We start from the raw sequence: 14,883 nt of genomic DNA, 5'->3' as shown, positions 1-14,883 counted from the left end.
CTGCGAAATGTTCGTTGTTTTCCATTCGGGTTCGTCTTGCGAACATGGGTGCGTCGTGGTGACGGTTGGGGGATCTGTGCCTGGTTCGCCTGTTTTTGCAGGTCGGGCGCGAACGTGTTTCCTGTGCGGGGATGGGTAAGCGGGGCGTCGCCGGTGTCGGCGCATCGGTTGCAGGGTACCCTTGTTGTAGATGTGCCGGAATGTCGGCCATGAAGGGAGGGTGTGATGCCGGTTTTGGAATCGCGGCTGGTCGGCCTGGGGCATGACGTGGTGGATGTGGCGGCGTTTGAACGGCAGTTGACCGAGCCCGGTTCGCGTGTGCTGGGGCTGTTCTCCGAACGTGAAAGGCGGCAGGCCGCGGCGCGGGCCCGTGTCAAGCATGATGGCGAGGCCGTTCATCTGGCGGCGAAATGGGCCGGCAAGGAGGCCGTCCTTAAGGCGTGGTGCGAGGCGTTGGACGATCGGCCGTACCCGTATACCGTCGATGATTTCCCGTGGGCGCAGGTCGAGATTCTTGACGATTCACGTTCCAGACCGCGTGTGGTGCTCGGCGAAGAATGCGCTTCGGCGGTTCGGGGGTCGTTGCGTCCGTCCGGCCGGCATGAGGTGGCGGACGTCTGCGGCACCGGGCCGTGTGATGTCTCGGATGCCCCTGATCGCGATGAGGTGTCGGAGCCTCTACCGTGTTGGCATATCTCGTTGAGCCATGACGGACCAGTGGCCTCGGCGGTGGTGGTTTTGACCGTGGGCTCGGCAGTGCGGCCCTGAATGCCTTTCGCCGCGATGTCATGCAGGTGTGTCCGGTGGCTTCGCGTTGGTTCTCCGGTACGGGGGGCATAGGGCTGTCGATTTGTTTGCCTGCATGACCATGATGGGCCTCACCGTGGTGCCGCGTCTCGCCGTGCCAACCTGGTCACGGCATTTGTATGAAAATGTCATGCGCTGATTCTATGATTAATCCCAAGAAGCATCTTCCCGTTTTCAAAAGCGGGAGGATGAAGATTGGGGGAATGATGAGATCCATGCGTAATGTGGCGGTGGGTTTGCTGGTTGCTGCGGCTGTGGCCGTGTGCCCGGTGATCGCGTCGGCCGATGATCAAGTCAATGGTGTGCCGGGGGGGGGGAATGAACTTCAGGCTCCTGCCACGCCGGCCTCGAATCGGGCATCTACGGGTTCAACCCAAGGAGCGGTGTCGCAAGATGTCACGAAACCTAAACCTGCCGATGGCGCCGTCAAGGGAGCGACCGCCAATGGTGCCGTAAGCGCCCCTTCGGATGAGTCCTCTTTGGCTTCGGGGCAACCGAAGCAGGCGCCGCAAGCCCAGGACGAGAAGCCGGTTACCAGGTCGGAGAGCAAGACCCCCTCGGCGCAGTCCGGCGATTGTAACCGGGCCGGATACCGTGGACGTTGGGGAACGGTTGCCTACGATATCGAGAACGACCCCTCGGGCGGCTGCGTGGTCAATGTCGAGGCAGGCGGACAGATGGGCAACACCGAAGGCGCTCCGTGGACCAGCAACGGTCCTGTCGGGGACATCGTGAACTCGATCACGGCCATCGTCTTTGAAGGGGCGGTCAAGGCGCCTGATGACAGCGGTGACCAGGATCACCATGGAATGGCGTATTTGTTCAATAACTTGTTCGCTTTGGATCGTATCGAAGGTCTTGACAACATCGACACCACAGGCGTGACTACCATGAAAGACCTGTTCGCGGGTGACAACAAACTCAAAAGCGTGGACGTCACCGGTTGGAGCACCTCCGACGTGAAAGACATGAGCGGGATGTTCTCAGGTGACAGGGCCCTTGCGGGAATCAAAGGCATTTCCGGCTGGGACACCGCCAAAGTCACCAATATGGGGGAGATGTTCAACGGGGTTCCCACAGATGTGCTCGATCTTTCCGCATGGAAAGTCGGAAATGTCACCAGCATGGACTCCATGTTCTCCTGGTCCGGCGTGCAGTCGATCGGCGACGTCTCCGACTGGGATGTGTCACGGGTCGAGGACATGTACGGCATGTTCTTCCATTCTCCCTTCAAAGACGCCGGGCCATTGAAGGACTGGCATCCCGATGCCGTGACTTCCACATCCAACATGTTCAGCGGGGACGCCGGGCTTGGCTCGGTCGATCTCAGCGGTTGGGCCGGGCACACCCCTTCGCTGGAAAATATGAACGGGATGCTTTTCATGGCCGGCTCCCTGACCCATGTGACCATGGATGGCTGGAAGCTTCCCGTCGTCAAAGATATGGGTTCCTTGTTTGCCTGGGATTCGTCGCTTCAGTCGGTCAGGGGCTTGGAAGGCTGGAAGGTGCCGAACGTCGAATCCGTTTCCGGAATGTTCTCAAGTGACACGAGCTTCAAAGGCGATCATGTGGGTCCCGAGGATTCGGCAAGGACGCTCGACTTGTCCGGTTGGGGGTGCGGAAAGTAAACGACGCTTCGTACATGTTCGTCGGGTGCCCGTTGGACAAGATAATCCTGAAAGGTTGGACCACCTCCGGTCTGACCAGTATGGACCAGATGTTCGCCCGTTCCGGCAGCCGTTTGTTGGAGGTCGATCTGTCCGGGTGGAACACGCGTTCCCTTTCAAGCGGTCAGGCTGCGTTCCCGGCGACATTGTCGGTGCTGCACCTTGGAAAGGATACCAGGCTTGATCCGTCGTATTTCGCCGACGAGCCGTCGAAGGGCGGTGCCGTCGAATCCGCCGGGTTCACTGGTCACTGGATCAGAAGCGACGGCAAATGGGAAACCGAGACGGATGATGAGCTCGGCACCGACAATGAGCAGCTGGCGGATCTGACCAACCTGCGCAGGTTCAAAGGTGGAACGTTCGGCTGGCAGCAGTTCGTGGAGGTGTCGTTCGAGAAGAACGCCCCGACGGGCGTCGAGGTATCCGGTGATCCGGTCAAGGTTCGCGAGGTCGGTTTCGACGCGTCCGCGCTGAAGGTTGTGGTGCCCGCCCCGATGTTCAATGCCAAAAACTACAGGTGCTCTGGCTGGAACACCCTGGCCAACGGGCTTGGAGCCGGATATGTTCAGGGCAGCACGATCACCGGCCTGACCCGTGGTACGAAGATGCCACTGTATGCGCAGTGGCGGTCTTCAAGCGTGCCACACACCCCTGTCGAACCGTTACCGATACGCTACAAGGTGCGCTATGTGGCGAACGCGCCGACCGGTTTGGTCGCCACGGGTTCGGTGCCCGACGACCAGTTCGAGGTGAGTCCGCCATTCAAGGGCGTGAACCTTCTGCATTATTCACATAAGGTGACGGCCAGCCTGTATCAGGTCGAAGGTTATCGTTTCGTGGGTTGGGACCTGCGTGCCGATGGCGGCGGGGCGTCGTACCAGCCGGGCGAGGAGGTGCTGTTGATGCCGGGGGTCACGATCCTGTACGCACGGTGGGCGCGGTCGACGACGCCAATCAGTCCGTTGCCGGTCCAGTATCGTGTGCGGTATGTGGCGAACGAGCCGGCCGGCCTGTCGGCGACAGGCAGTGTGGCCGATGACGTGTTCCAGGTGGATCCGCCGTTCAAGGGCGTGGATCTCCTGCGTCGTGAGCGTGCGACGGTGGAGAACCGGTATCAGGTGGTTGGCTATCGTTTCGCGGGCTGGAACTCCCGGGCGGATGGCACGGGTGCCTCGTATATTCCTGGCGCGCGGTTGTCGTTGATGCCCGGTGTGACGACCTTGTACGCGCAGTGGGCGAAGCCGTCGTCGCCGGTGGAGCCGTTGCCGGTTGAGTATCGTGTGCGGTATGTGGCGAACGAGCCGGCCGGCCTGTCGGCGACAGGCAGTGTGGCCGATGACGTGTTCCGGGTGGATCCGCCGTATAAGGGTTCGGATCTGGTGAACCGCGCGCGCAAGGTGTCGGGCAACTCCTATGTGCTTGACGGCTACCGGTTCACGGGTTGGAACACGAAGGCGGACGGCAAGGGCGTGTCGTACCGGCCGGGCGTGGAGGCATCGTTGATGCCGGGGGTGACGACCCTGTACGCGCAGTGGGCGAAGGTCGTCGCGCCTTCGGCACCGTCGATTCCGGCGAAACCGTCGCCTTCTGTTCCTTCTGCGGCATCGTCTGCCTCCCCGTTGCCCAGGATGGCCGGTGACAACGGCGGTCTTGCTAAGACCGGCGCGTCCATTGCGACGATGCTGTTTATGTCGATACTGCTGCTGGTGTCGGCGTCGCTATTGTTGTTGGGGCGCAGAAACCGTTCGTCTAACGGTCGCTCCAACCTCGTCAAAAGGTGAGGTAGCCGGGTTTTCGCGGGTGTATGCGTGTGTCCGGAGCTTGACGGACATCGCCGTCGGGCTCCGGATTTTCATGTCGCAGGTCTTGGTCGTGCTCCATGTTGACAGGTAGCCTGTAGGTAATTTCGAGTGGGCAACATGGGTGCGGACTCGTCAGGCCGCCCAGTATGCCGCCGTCCGGCCGGGGTGCACCTGCCTTCCGGCATCATGCCAGAAGGCTGTTCCGACCGACTCCGAATCCAGGATAGTCGATTCGCCTGAGTGCATTAATGAATCACCAAGGTCTGTGCGGTTTGGTTCACGACGAGGCGAGGTGGGCTTTTGTTTCGATGCGTCACGAGTGAAGTGAACCGATATCATACGGACGGACCTCACGATGATGCGTCCCTGGCACAGCCACAAACAAACGGGGAACATGCCGTCACAAAGCATAAGACCTTGCCGGAATTGAGTACTTCCGACAAGGTCTTACAATCGGTTCCAACCCGGGCAAGTCATTCCCGGTCGCCCGGCGAATTGCCGGTGCCGTTGTTGCTTGCGTTGTTGTTACTGTTACTGTTGTTGCTTCCGTTGCCGCTGTTTCCGCTTCCGTTGCCACCACTGTTGACGGTTGGCGCCGCCTGCGTACTGACTATGATCGTGCTGCCTTTGGGCGCCTGTGAGCCCGCCGAGGGCGATATGCCGGTGACGATGGCGTTATCGTCACTCGGGTTGCCGGAGGCCACCGAAACATGGAACCCGGCCGCTTCCAGCTCGGCCTTCGCCACACCATACCTGGTCCCAGTGGACACATATGGCACGATCAGCTGTTGCTTGCCCTGCGAGACATATATGGTAATGGTGGATTTTTGCGGCACCAAGGATCCGGCGGCGGGATCCGTGCGTGTCACCTGATCCTTCTCCACGGAGTCGGAGGTTTCTGATTCGACCACCACATTGAAGTGTGCGTCGGAAAGGGCTCTGACGGCCTGGTCCTTCGGCTGCCCGGTGAAATCCGGTACCTTCGTCATGCCGGAAGAGACATAGAGCGTGAGAAGGGAGCCCTTCTCGGTCGTCGAACCTGCGGGAGGGTCGGTTCGTGTCACCTGGTTCTTCGCCACGTCCCCGCTGTCTTCGGTCTTCGTCGAGGCGGAGACCTTGAACCCGGCCTTCGTGAGGATCGAACGCGCCTCCTCCTGCGACCTGCCTTTGACGTCAGGCACATGCGAGGACTGCGGGCCGGCGGAGAACCAGACCTTCACGGTCGATCCCTTCGGCGCCTTCCTGCCGCCCTTGGGCGACTGCGCCGTGAAGGTGCCTTTCGGCTCGGTGGAGTCGGTGTCCTCCTCCACCTTCATTTTGAGCCCGGTGCTGGTCAGTTTCTCCCGCGCCAGATCCTCGGTGGTCGTAGAAGTGAAGGTAGGTACCGTCACCATCTCCGCCTTGGGCCTGTGCGTCAGCGCATACCCGAGGCTCAGTGCGGCCAGCAGCACCACAATGGCGCCGACCACAGAGGCGATGATGATGTTGCGTTTCTTCTTGCGTTTCTTCCCATCGGCCTCACGCTGCTCTGTGCGGTTAGGCGCTGTCGCCACGGCCGCCGGTGAGATTGGCCCGCTGAACGTGCCCGTCAGTGGATCGAAGGCCTGGGTGGCCGTGGTCTCGACGGGGTTGAGAGCCTCGGTGGCGGCCGTCTCCTCGGCCTGTCTGCGCTGTTTCATGTTCGACAAATCCGTGAGCGGATTGAATGCCGCCGCCACGGGCACGCCCCCGTTCATGAAGGTGAGAATGTCGTTACGGAACTCCGCTGCCGTGGAATACCGATTCTGGCGGTCCTTGGCCATAGCCTTCGCGCAGATCTGGTTCCACATCTTCGGCAGCCCCGGCACGACGGTGCTTGGAGGAGTGGCGACCTCCGAAACATGCTGGTAGGCAATCGCGACGGCCGAATCCCCGTTGAACGGCGCGCGCCCGGTGAGCATCTCATACAGGACGCAACCTGCCGAGTACAGGTCGCTGCGCATGTCCACATTCTCGCCCCGCGCCTGTTCGGGGGAAAGGTATTGGGCCGTGCCCACCACGCCCTGCGACTGCGTCATCGTGGCGGCTGAGTCGTCAAGGGCCCGCGCGATGCCGAAGTCCATGACCTTGACGATGCCCTGATCGCTGATCATGATGTTGCCAGGCTTGATGTCACGGTGGATGATGCCCATACGATGCGAATAGTCCAGCGCGTTCAAAACGCCCAACATCACCTGTTCGCTGTCGCGCTGGCTCAACGCGCCATTGGCCTTGAGGATGTCGCGTAGCGTCTGGCCTTTGACGTACTCCATCACGATGTACGGCACGCATTCGGTCGTTCCGTCCTCGTCGGTGAACGTCTCCTCGCCGGAATCGTAGATGTTGACGATGTTCACGTTGTTCATCTGCGCCACCGCGTGGGCCTCACGACGGAAGCGCTTGAGGAAGATCTCGTCGTTGGCCAGGTCGGAACGCATGACCTTGACGGCCACGATACGTCCCAGCCGAGTGTCCTGCGCGACGTATACCTGCGCCATCCCGCCGCGGCCGATGAGTTGGTTGAGCTGGTACCGGCCGTTTGCCAGTGATAAGGGCATATTCGTGCTCATTGCTGCTCCTTCTTAAATTTTCCTGACGCCTCTTGCGCGGGCTCCGTGTGCAGTACGCCGGATGCAGGCTGCTCGGGCGTGTACGACGCCGAAACCCCTGGTCCGACCCGAGGAATCGGGATATCATTGATCGCGCGCAACGTCTCGGTCATGGTCCGCATGGCTTTTTGTGCAGTGGGGCTGAACCCGCTGGATTGAGGTGATTGATCGGAATCGATGGCATCTATGTCGGCTGTATCCGTCGTGTTGGGTGCGGCCGAATCGTGCGGCTCCTCTGGCGTCCGGCCCGTCACGGGTGCGGCACCGATGGCACGACCATCGGAATGGGTCCGGGGCTGAGCAGAGTCCTGGCTACCGTACCCCACTTGTGACGGCACGCCTCCATCAGGAAGCGGGGAAGAGGGGTGTCCGCCCGCCACGGTCCCCTCGCCGGTATACGGCGCGCTGACCACACGGCGTGCGATGCGCCCGTCGCGTGAAATGACCGTTTGCCCATTGCGGGCGGACTCCTGGTCGAACAGCCGTCGCTCAATGCGCGAAAGGGTGCGGGAGACCACCAGCGCATCCTTCGGACGGTCGCGTGGATCCTTGGAAAGCATGGACATGACGAACTGTGCCAGTTGCACGTCGACGTACGTGGGCAGTGGCGGCGGTGCGTCGTTGACGTGAGCCGCTGCGATATCCACCGGCGTGGCGCCGGTGAAGGGGCGCTGCCCGGCCAGTCCTTCGTAGGCGACGACGCCCAGTGAATAGATGTCGGATTGAGGCGTGGCGGTATTGCCCTGCGCCTGCTCGGGGGAGATGTACTGCGCCGTGCCCACGACCATGCCGTCCTGGGTGATCTGCGCCTGATTGGTGGAATATGACACACCAAAGTCCGTTATTTTCACTTCGCCGTCTTGGGAGACCATGATGTTGGCCGGTTTGACGTCCCGGTGAATGATGCCGTGCGAATGGGCCACATACAGGCCGCGCGCCACCTGCACCAGAATCGGAAGCAACTCGAGCGGGTCCATGGTCTTGCGCTCGCGGTAGAGGTCGGCCAGCGACTCGCTGTCCACGTATTCCATGATGAGGAAGCCGATGTCGTCATGCTCATAGTACTCGAAAAGCGCCGCGATGTTCGGGTGTGCGAGATCGGCGGAATTATGGGCCTCCATCCGCAAGCGACGCCGCCTGGCTTCCAGTTCCTTCTCGTCGTTCAGGTCGCTGCGTAAGGCCTTGATGGCCACCACGCGCCCCAGCTGGATGTCGAAGCCCTTCCAGACCTCGCCCATCCCGCCTTGCGCCAGTCTTTCATCGAGGCGGTAACGGCTGTGAACCAGCTGTCCTTCTACGAGTCTCATTTGCCCAGCGCCTCCTCAAACATGGCCTTCATGATCGGCCCGGCCGCCATGCTGCCAAGCAAATTAGTATTGTGGACTACCACCGCGACCGCGATTTTCGGATCGTCCGCCGGAGCGAAACCGATCACCCAACCGTCTATGCTTGCATTGGACACCCCGATTTGCGCGGTGCCGGTTTTTGCGGCCACTTCCACGCCGGGGATGGCGAGGTCCGGATTGTCTTTGACGATCACGGCTCTCATCATCTGGTTCATTGTCGACGCCGTGTTGCCGCTCATCGTCCGGTTCATGACCGTGGGCGTGGTTTTGGAGATCACCGAAAGATCGCTGGAGCGCACACGGTCGACCAGGGTGGGTCTCATGAGCACGCCCCCGTTGGCCACGGCCGAGGCGATCAGGGCGTCTTGCAGGGGTGTGGTCTGAACGTCACCCTGCCCGATTGACGCCAGAGCGAGTTTGTCAGGGCTGGGATTCTCCGGGAACTTCGACGATATGGCCTGCATGATGTTGCCCGTCGAATTGCTGCCGTCCACGTGAATGGGCTGGCCGAATCCGAACTTTTCCGCCTGCGTCTTGACGGTCTCTGCACCCAAGGAGACCCCGAGCTGCGCGAATGCGGTGTTCGAGGAGTATGCGAGCGCATCCTCCAAGGATATTCTGCCGTCTTTGCCGTTGGCCTGCCAGACGGCGTTGGGCAACTGGGTGTTGGTGTTTGGCAGCGTGTAGCTTGCGCCAGCGGGAATCTGGGTGTCGGGATGGTAGTTGCCGGATTCCAGCGCGGCCGTGGCCACCACCGTTTTGAATGTGGACCCGGGTGGGTAGAGCTGTGAAATCGCGTGGTTGACCATCGGGCTTTCGGTGCCTTGCGAAAGCTGGTTGTAGTTCTCGTTGACCGTCTTCGCGTCGTGGCTCGCCAGTGCCGATGGGTCGTAGCTTGGTGTGGAGACCATGGCCAGAATGCGCCCGGTCTTGGGTTCGATGGCCACTGCGGCCCCGTCGAGGCCACCGAGTGCCTGGTAGGCGGTCGCTTGCAGCTTGGTGTCGATCGAGGTCTCGATTGAGGCGCCTTTGTTCTCGTTGCCGGTGAACAGGGCTTTGGCCTTTTCGAAGAACAGTTCGTCGGATTCGCCGGTCAGCAGCCGGTTGCGGGAGGATTCGATGCCTCGGTCGGTGCCTTGGCTGATTGAGAAGAATCCGGTCACGGGCGCGTATAATGCGCCGTTTGAGTAGGAGCGTTGGTACTCGAAGGAGTCGTTGACCGGGTCGGATTTGGCCATCACCGTGCCGTCGGAGGCGAGGATCGAGCCGCGGGGCGCGCCGTACAGATGGTACAGACCCCTGAGGTTGAGCGAGTTGCGGTTCAGTTCGGTCGCCTGGACTGCCGTGATGATGCTGCTCGATAGGCCCAGGATCGTGAACAGTACGATGACGGCCGTGAACAGCTGACGGAGGTATTTGTTCATAGCTGGCCTCCGTTCAGGGCCTGGGCAAGCTTGGCCAGGCCGTCGGTGTCGTCGGAATCTTCTACATGATCGGGATCGGCGGCAATGGCGGCGTTGAAATCGCTGGTCGGCGCGGGGCGTTCGATTGGCTGTGTGGCTCCTTGGGGATTGCCGGGATCGCTGTGATCGCCGGAATTGGGGRARYCGTCGGGATTGGGGAAACCGTCGGGATTGGGGRAACCGTCGGGATTGGGGGAACCGGCAACGATTGCCGGGGAGGTGGCGTGACCCTGGCGTTCACCGCCGCCCCCGCCGCGTTTCCTGTTGGCTGTACGGCCGTTGAGTGCGATCAAAGCCTCATATTGCATGGTTGCGGACAGTTTGTCGTCTTCGTGCGGTTTGTTGGCCCAGTTCGAAATGACGATGAGCAGCGCCGCAAGGATATAGTTCGCGACGAGGGACGAGCCGCCTGCGGCCATGTACGGCAGGGTGAGCCCGGTCATCGGAATGACCAGCGTGATGCCGCCGACGACGGTGAAGACCTGGAAAGCCATCGTGAAGGCTAGTCCCGAAGCTAGCAGTTTGCCGAAACCGTCCTTGATCTTCATGGCCGTGATCAGGCCGGAAGTGACGATGATGAAATACAGCACGAGGATCGCCATGAGCCCGGTCAATCCGAGTTCCTCGCCGAGCGAGGCGTAGATGAAGTCGGAATTGCCCAGTGGCGTGAGCGAAGGATGCCCCTGGCCGATGCCCGTTCCCAGAAGGCCGCCCGCGGCCATGCCGAACAGGCCTGTGACCAGCTGGTACGAACTGCCGTACTTCCGGCCGTAGACCTGCGGGTCGAACGGGTGTAGCCAGCCATCGACGCGGTAGCCCACATGGGGGAATATGTTCATGGCGAGCACGGCGGCCGCGATGAACGCGATGCCTCCGATGACGAGCCAACTGCCGCGCCCGGTGGACACGTACAGCATCGAGACGAACATGGCGAAGAACATCAGCGAGGTGCCGAGGTCATGCTGCAGGACGAGCACGCCGATTGAAGCGGCCCACACGATGGCGATGGGACCGAGGTCGCGGATTCGTGGCATTTGCAGGCCGAACAGCTTTCTGCCGCCCACTGCGAGCTGATCCCGGTGGTCGAACAGGTACGCGGCGAAGAAGAAGGAGAGGAACAGCTTCGCGAATTCGCTGGGCTGCATGGTGCGCGAGCCGATGCCAATCCACACGCGGGCCCCGCCGGTCTCCTTGCCCAGTCCCGGTATCATGGGCGAGAGCAGCAGCACAAGGCCCACCACCATGCTCACATACGAGAAGCGGCGTAATACGCGATAGTCCCGCAAGCATACGATCAGCACGCAGACGAGGACTAGCGCCACGCACACCCACACCAGTTGCGTGACGGCCACATGCGTGTGCTTGGTATGGTCGATGCGTGCGATCATCATCGTGCCGATGGCGGTGAGCAGCAGAACGCACGGCAGAATTGACTGGCTCGCATATGGCTGGAACCTCAGCAACAGGGTCCAGAGCGCCAGGAACAGGATCGTTGCCGTCACCAGAAGCAGCCTCAATCCGCCTGACACGGCGGCACGGTCCCGTGCGTAAAGCTGGAAGAAGGCGATGGCGCTCAGCGCGATTGAAAACAGGAGAAGCGAGATCTGACGGAGGCGCGTGGCGATCATTGAACCGCCGCCTTCGGGGAGGCCGGCCGAGTCTCGGAGCGGCTGGCGCCGGAAGGGGCGTTCGGCCAAGGCAAAGGTGTGGCGGCGTGCGTTCCGTTCTTGCCATTCCTGTCCTGGTCTTGTTGCAAACGCTTGACTTCCTTTTTGATCATTGCGGCATGGCTACGGGCCTCAGGCAGTGAATCGAAGCTGATGCCCTCCTCAAGCGCGTCGTTCCATGATTGCGGTAGGTCATCAAGCTCGATGCCGGTCGATTCGACTTCATGCGAAAGATTCAGGCCGAATACGTTGGTGCTCACACCCTGATATATCGCCACGACATCGTCGCTTTGACCCAGATAATACTTCGACTGGCTCCACCGGTACGCCACGGTTCCGCCGATCAGCAAGGCGATAAGGGCAACCACGGCCGCCGCGATGATCGCGACACGCATGCGGAACCTGCGCCTGCGCCACGCTTGGTTCTCCCGTTGGCGTTCCTTTCGGATGGCCCTGGCCACTTCGGGGTCGTTGGGATCGGCGGAAATCCGTCCGTCCCGTTTCTTGACCACCGGAATCTCGCCGGTATCCATGCTGGCCTTGACGTCTTCCTCGTCCCGCACGGCGGACGGTTCCGCGATCAAAGTCCGTGCCTCACCGGTTGACTTGCCATCGCCATGGCCGGAATCATCAATCCCGGCGCCCTGCCGGCCGCCGACCCCGTTCGGGTTCCGGGCCGGACGGGCCGAGTCGCTTCCGACGGATGCGCCGATCCGGCCATCCGTGCCGGCCCCGTTAGACGTGCCGAACAGGTCGCCCGATTCTGCCAGGTCTCCCGATCCTGTCCCTGAACCGGCGTCGCCACGGTGCGCCAAGGCGGCCGCCCGCTGGGCGGGTGAGCCTTTGCCCAAGCGTAACGCCGGCGCCAACGCCACGGTTTCCTTGACGATGTCGGCGATCGCCTCAAGACTCGAACTGGCCGCGCCCCCAACCAGGGGCGTCTGGTGAGGCACATCGAACGAATCCGCGTCCAAGGCGAGAGTGGCGTCGCCGATCACCGCCGTCACGTTATCGGTGCTCCCTGCCTTCAAGGCCATCGCCACGAGCTGTTGGGCGCATTCCTCCTCGTCGCGGACCGCCACCATCGTCTCCTCTATGGTGGAGTCCTCAAGAACCCCGCACAAACCGTCGGAACACAACAGCCAACGGTCGGACGGACGCGCCTCGAACACGCCGATGTCGGGACGGGGATCGATGTCGAAATCACCCAGCACGCGCATCACCACGTTGCGTTGCGGATGGTTGCGCGCCTCGGCCGCCGTAATATGGCCGGTGTCGATCAGGTGCTGCACGTAGCTGTGGTCCTGCGTCATGCGGCGCAACTTGCCATCGCGCAAAAGGTAGGCGCGGGAGTCGCCGATATGCGTGATGACCCAATGGCCCTCCGCCAGGCTGACTGCTGTGACGGTGGTGCCCATGCCGGCCAGTCTGCGCTCGCGTTTCGCCTTGCCCACGATGGCGTCGTGCGCGGCCATGACGCTTGTCGTCATCATCGGCGCGATTGACGCCACATCATCGTCGCTCAGTTCTATATGCGCCAACGACCGGACGGCTATGGTCGAGGCCGTGTCCCCGCCCGCGTGACCGCCCATGCCGTCGCACACGGCGATCAGATGCGATCCGGCGAATGAGGAGTCCTGGTTATTGCTGCGCACCGTTCCGACATCGGAGACGGTGGTCGAGTAAAGGTAAAGAGGCTGGGATTGCGATGGTGGTTGTGCTGTGTCGCCGACGGACCGGGGGATAAGAATGGTGTCCTGTTTGTCGTTCTGTTCGTTCGTGGCGCCTGTCATGCGTGGATCACCTCAGTTCGAACGTCGTGGCGCCGATGCGCACGGCAATGCCGACCGGCAGGGTGACCGGTTTTGTGATACGAGTGTGATTGACGATGGTTCCGTTGGTGCTGCCTAGGTCCTCGATGGCCCAGGAGCCGGAAGATGGGTCACGGTAAACGCGTGCGTGATGGGAGGAGACGAATTCGTCGTCCAGCACCAGCGTGTTGGACGACGAGCGTCCCAAAGTGATCGTTCCGCCGCTGAGCGGCACCGACGAACCCGCCAAAGGCCCGTCGATGATGGTCAGCAATGTGGGGGAGCCCGAATCCCCGACGTTGCCGCGGGCCACGGAGGCCACATTGGCGGCCGCCCGTGCCGGCTGGGTCTCGACCGTCTTCTTTGCGCGTCGGGCCGACTTGCGGTGAGCCCGCGACTTGCGTGGGCTGAGCGTCTCCACGTCGCGCCTGAGCGAACGGACGGCAAGCCAGACGAATACCCAAAGCAGGGCGAGGAACCCGTACTTGAGAATCGCGAAGGTGAGTTCGGTGATCATGCGAATATCGGCCTTTCGCTAACCGCTATTCCTGATCCTGCGATGAGGCCCAGTACAGGATGCGGGTGCGACCGATGGTGATTGTGTTGCCGTCGAGCAGCGTGGCGGCGGGGACCTGATGACCCTCGACGTACGTGCCGTTCGTGGAGCCGAGGTCGCGGGCGATCACGCCGTTGCCGGTGATGTCGATCTCGAGATGATTGCGGGAGATGCCGGGGTCGTCGATGACGATGTCGCAGCCGGAGCCGCGACCTATCACCGTCTTCTCCTTGGTCAGCAGATACTGGTTGTCATTGATCTCAAGCATCGGGCTGTCTTCCGCCTGGTCGTCGGTGGTGACGGGCACCGCGTTGCCCTGAACGGATTCGGAGGTGAGTTTGAAGTTGCTCTTGCTCAGGTCGAGGTCCTCCTCGAAAATCACGACCACCGGACCGACGAAGGCATAATGCTGGGTCTTGGCGTAGTGGGTCAGATTGTCCGCGAGCTCATTGGCCAGCGTCTCGCTGCCCCACTGTTCGATGTGGTCGAAGTCCGGCGTGCTCAGCTTGAAGCGGTATTCGTTCGGAGCGACCGTGCGGTCGCGCCCGACCGGCATGGCCTCGGCGTCAATCTCCCGTTCGAGCGCGCTGGACAGGTCGACCGGCTGCAGGTCTTTCGAGCCGAACTTTGAGAAGACACCGTTCACGGCTCCTTCGACGCTTTTCTCAAATCGATCGAGAACGCTCATAGTTGCCCCTTTCTAATTACTAGAATACTCTACGCGTCGGAGCCAACGTTACGGACGGCCGCCGTACAATCCCCGCAATTTCTTCATTCAGGCGCTTTTCGGCCGCTTTTCGGCTCGTCGTTTTCGGAGATCGGCAGTACGGTTCAGCGTCGATATTCGCCGGAATCGTGTGTCTGGAACGTCGTGCGTCTGGCCGCACCGTGGCGAAGGGGGTTTGGCCTGACGTACGTTTGCGCATTGCGGTCGTCGGCTTCGTCCGGTCGGCTGATGATGCGTCATGCGTCACGCGGCGTGCGGCCAGGTCGTGGCACCGCGATGATCGCGAGCAGGGCGGCAGTGACGACTCTGAGCACGGTCACGCGGTTCTCCCGAAGGATAAAAGAGCGGAAAGCGGCGCAAAATCTGTTATTCGTCATGAAACGGGCAGACGCCATTTCATTTGCGGCTGT

9 protein-coding genes and 1 pseudogene are annotated in these 14,883 nt (G+C 61.6%); 3 read left to right on the top strand and 7 right to left on the bottom strand.

The genetic code is table 11. The annotated features are described in order from the left end of the window. Positions 1-225 precede the first annotated feature (225 nt). From BBOH_RS06235 to BBOH_RS06225, 3 genes are all read left to right on the top strand, one after another. Positions 226-768, top strand: a complete 543-nt coding sequence (locus tag BBOH_RS06235) for a holo-ACP synthase (protein WP_033522391.1) — start codon at positions 226-228, stop codon at positions 766-768. A 242-nt stretch (positions 769-1,010) separates the two neighbouring features. Next, a complete protein-coding gene (locus tag BBOH_RS06230; RefSeq protein ID WP_162177112.1) occupies positions 1,011-2,435 on the top strand; it encodes a BspA family leucine-rich repeat surface protein in 1,425 nt (474 codons plus the stop codon). 32 nt (positions 2,436-2,467) lie between these two features. Continuing rightward, positions 2,468-4,255: an InlB B-repeat-containing protein gene (locus tag BBOH_RS06225; RefSeq protein WP_237743169.1), complete on the top strand. Its 1,788-nt coding sequence runs from the start codon at positions 2,468-2,470 to the stop codon at positions 4,253-4,255. 494 nt (positions 4,256-4,749) lie between these two features. On the opposite strand, the gene pknB is transcribed toward BBOH_RS06225, so the two are convergent. The 7 genes and pseudogenes from pknB to BBOH_RS06190 form a co-directional block, all read right to left on the bottom strand. Next, positions 4,750-6,864, bottom strand: a complete 2,115-nt coding sequence (gene pknB / locus BBOH_RS06220; protein WP_033521986.1) for a Stk1 family PASTA domain-containing Ser/Thr kinase — start codon at positions 6,862-6,864, stop codon at positions 4,750-4,752. Between the two features lie 434 nt (positions 6,865-7,298). Next, a pseudogene (locus tag BBOH_RS06215) lies at positions 7,299-8,210 on the bottom strand (serine/threonine-protein kinase); the annotation flags it as partial. Further along, positions 8,207-9,673, bottom strand: coding sequence for a peptidoglycan D,D-transpeptidase FtsI family protein (locus BBOH_RS06210; RefSeq protein WP_033521988.1), 1,467 nt, complete (start codon positions 9,671-9,673; stop codon positions 8,207-8,209). The pseudogene BBOH_RS06215 and the gene BBOH_RS06210, both read right to left, overlap by 4 nt. After that, entirely contained in the window at positions 9,670-11,340 is a 1,671-nt protein-coding gene (locus BBOH_RS06205; RefSeq protein ID WP_081930381.1) for an FtsW/RodA/SpoVE family cell cycle protein, read from the bottom strand. The genes BBOH_RS06210 and BBOH_RS06205 overlap by 4 nt, the downstream gene beginning before the upstream one ends. After that, positions 11,337-13,172, bottom strand: a complete 1,836-nt coding sequence (locus BBOH_RS09590; protein ID WP_420305133.1) for a PP2C family protein-serine/threonine phosphatase — start codon at positions 13,170-13,172, stop codon at positions 11,337-11,339. The genes BBOH_RS06205 and BBOH_RS09590 overlap by 4 nt, the downstream gene beginning before the upstream one ends. A gap of 7 nt (positions 13,173-13,179) precedes the next feature. Beyond that, a complete protein-coding gene (locus BBOH_RS06195; RefSeq protein WP_033521990.1) occupies positions 13,180-13,707 on the bottom strand; it encodes an FHA domain-containing protein FhaB/FipA in 528 nt (175 codons plus the stop codon). Between the two features lie 25 nt (positions 13,708-13,732). Continuing rightward, complete coding sequence (locus BBOH_RS06190; protein WP_033521992.1) at positions 13,733-14,434, bottom strand: FhaA domain-containing protein; 702 nt, start codon at positions 14,432-14,434, stop codon at positions 13,733-13,735. Positions 14,435-14,883 lie beyond the last annotated feature (449 nt).

Origin of the sequence: Bifidobacterium bohemicum DSM 22767, assembly GCF_000741525.1 — a bacterium.
Lineage (GTDB): Bacteria > Actinomycetota > Actinomycetes > Actinomycetales > Bifidobacteriaceae > Bifidobacterium > Bifidobacterium bohemicum.
The sequence above is the reverse complement of the archived record's forward strand: the minus strand, read 5'-3'. Positions and strand labels throughout refer to the sequence as shown.

What these genes read in the sequence shown, in the direction of transcription:
- BBOH_RS06235 (WP_033522391.1), top strand. Translation starts at nt 226, where the DNA reads ATGCCGGTTTTGGAATCGCGGCTGGTCGGCCTGGGGCATGACGTGGTG.
- BBOH_RS06230 (WP_162177112.1), top strand. Translation starts at nt 1,011, where the DNA reads ATGATGAGATCCATGCGTAATGTGGCGGTGGGTTTGCTGGTTGCTGCG.
- pknB (WP_033521986.1), bottom strand. Translation starts at nt 6,864, where the DNA reads ATGAGCACGAATATGCCCTTATCACTGGCAAACGGCCGGTACCAGCTC.
- BBOH_RS06210 (WP_033521988.1), bottom strand. Translation starts at nt 9,673, where the DNA reads ATGAACAAATACCTCCGTCAGCTGTTCACGGCCGTCATCGTACTGTTC.
- BBOH_RS09590 (WP_420305133.1), bottom strand. Translation starts at nt 13,172, where the DNA reads ATGACAGGCGCCACGAACGAACAGAACGACAAACAGGACACCATTCTT.
- BBOH_RS06195 (WP_033521990.1), bottom strand. Translation starts at nt 13,707, where the DNA reads ATGATCACCGAACTCACCTTCGCGATTCTCAAGTACGGGTTCCTCGCC.
- BBOH_RS06190 (WP_033521992.1), bottom strand. Translation starts at nt 14,434, where the DNA reads ATGAGCGTTCTCGATCGATTTGAGAAAAGCGTCGAAGGAGCCGTGAAC.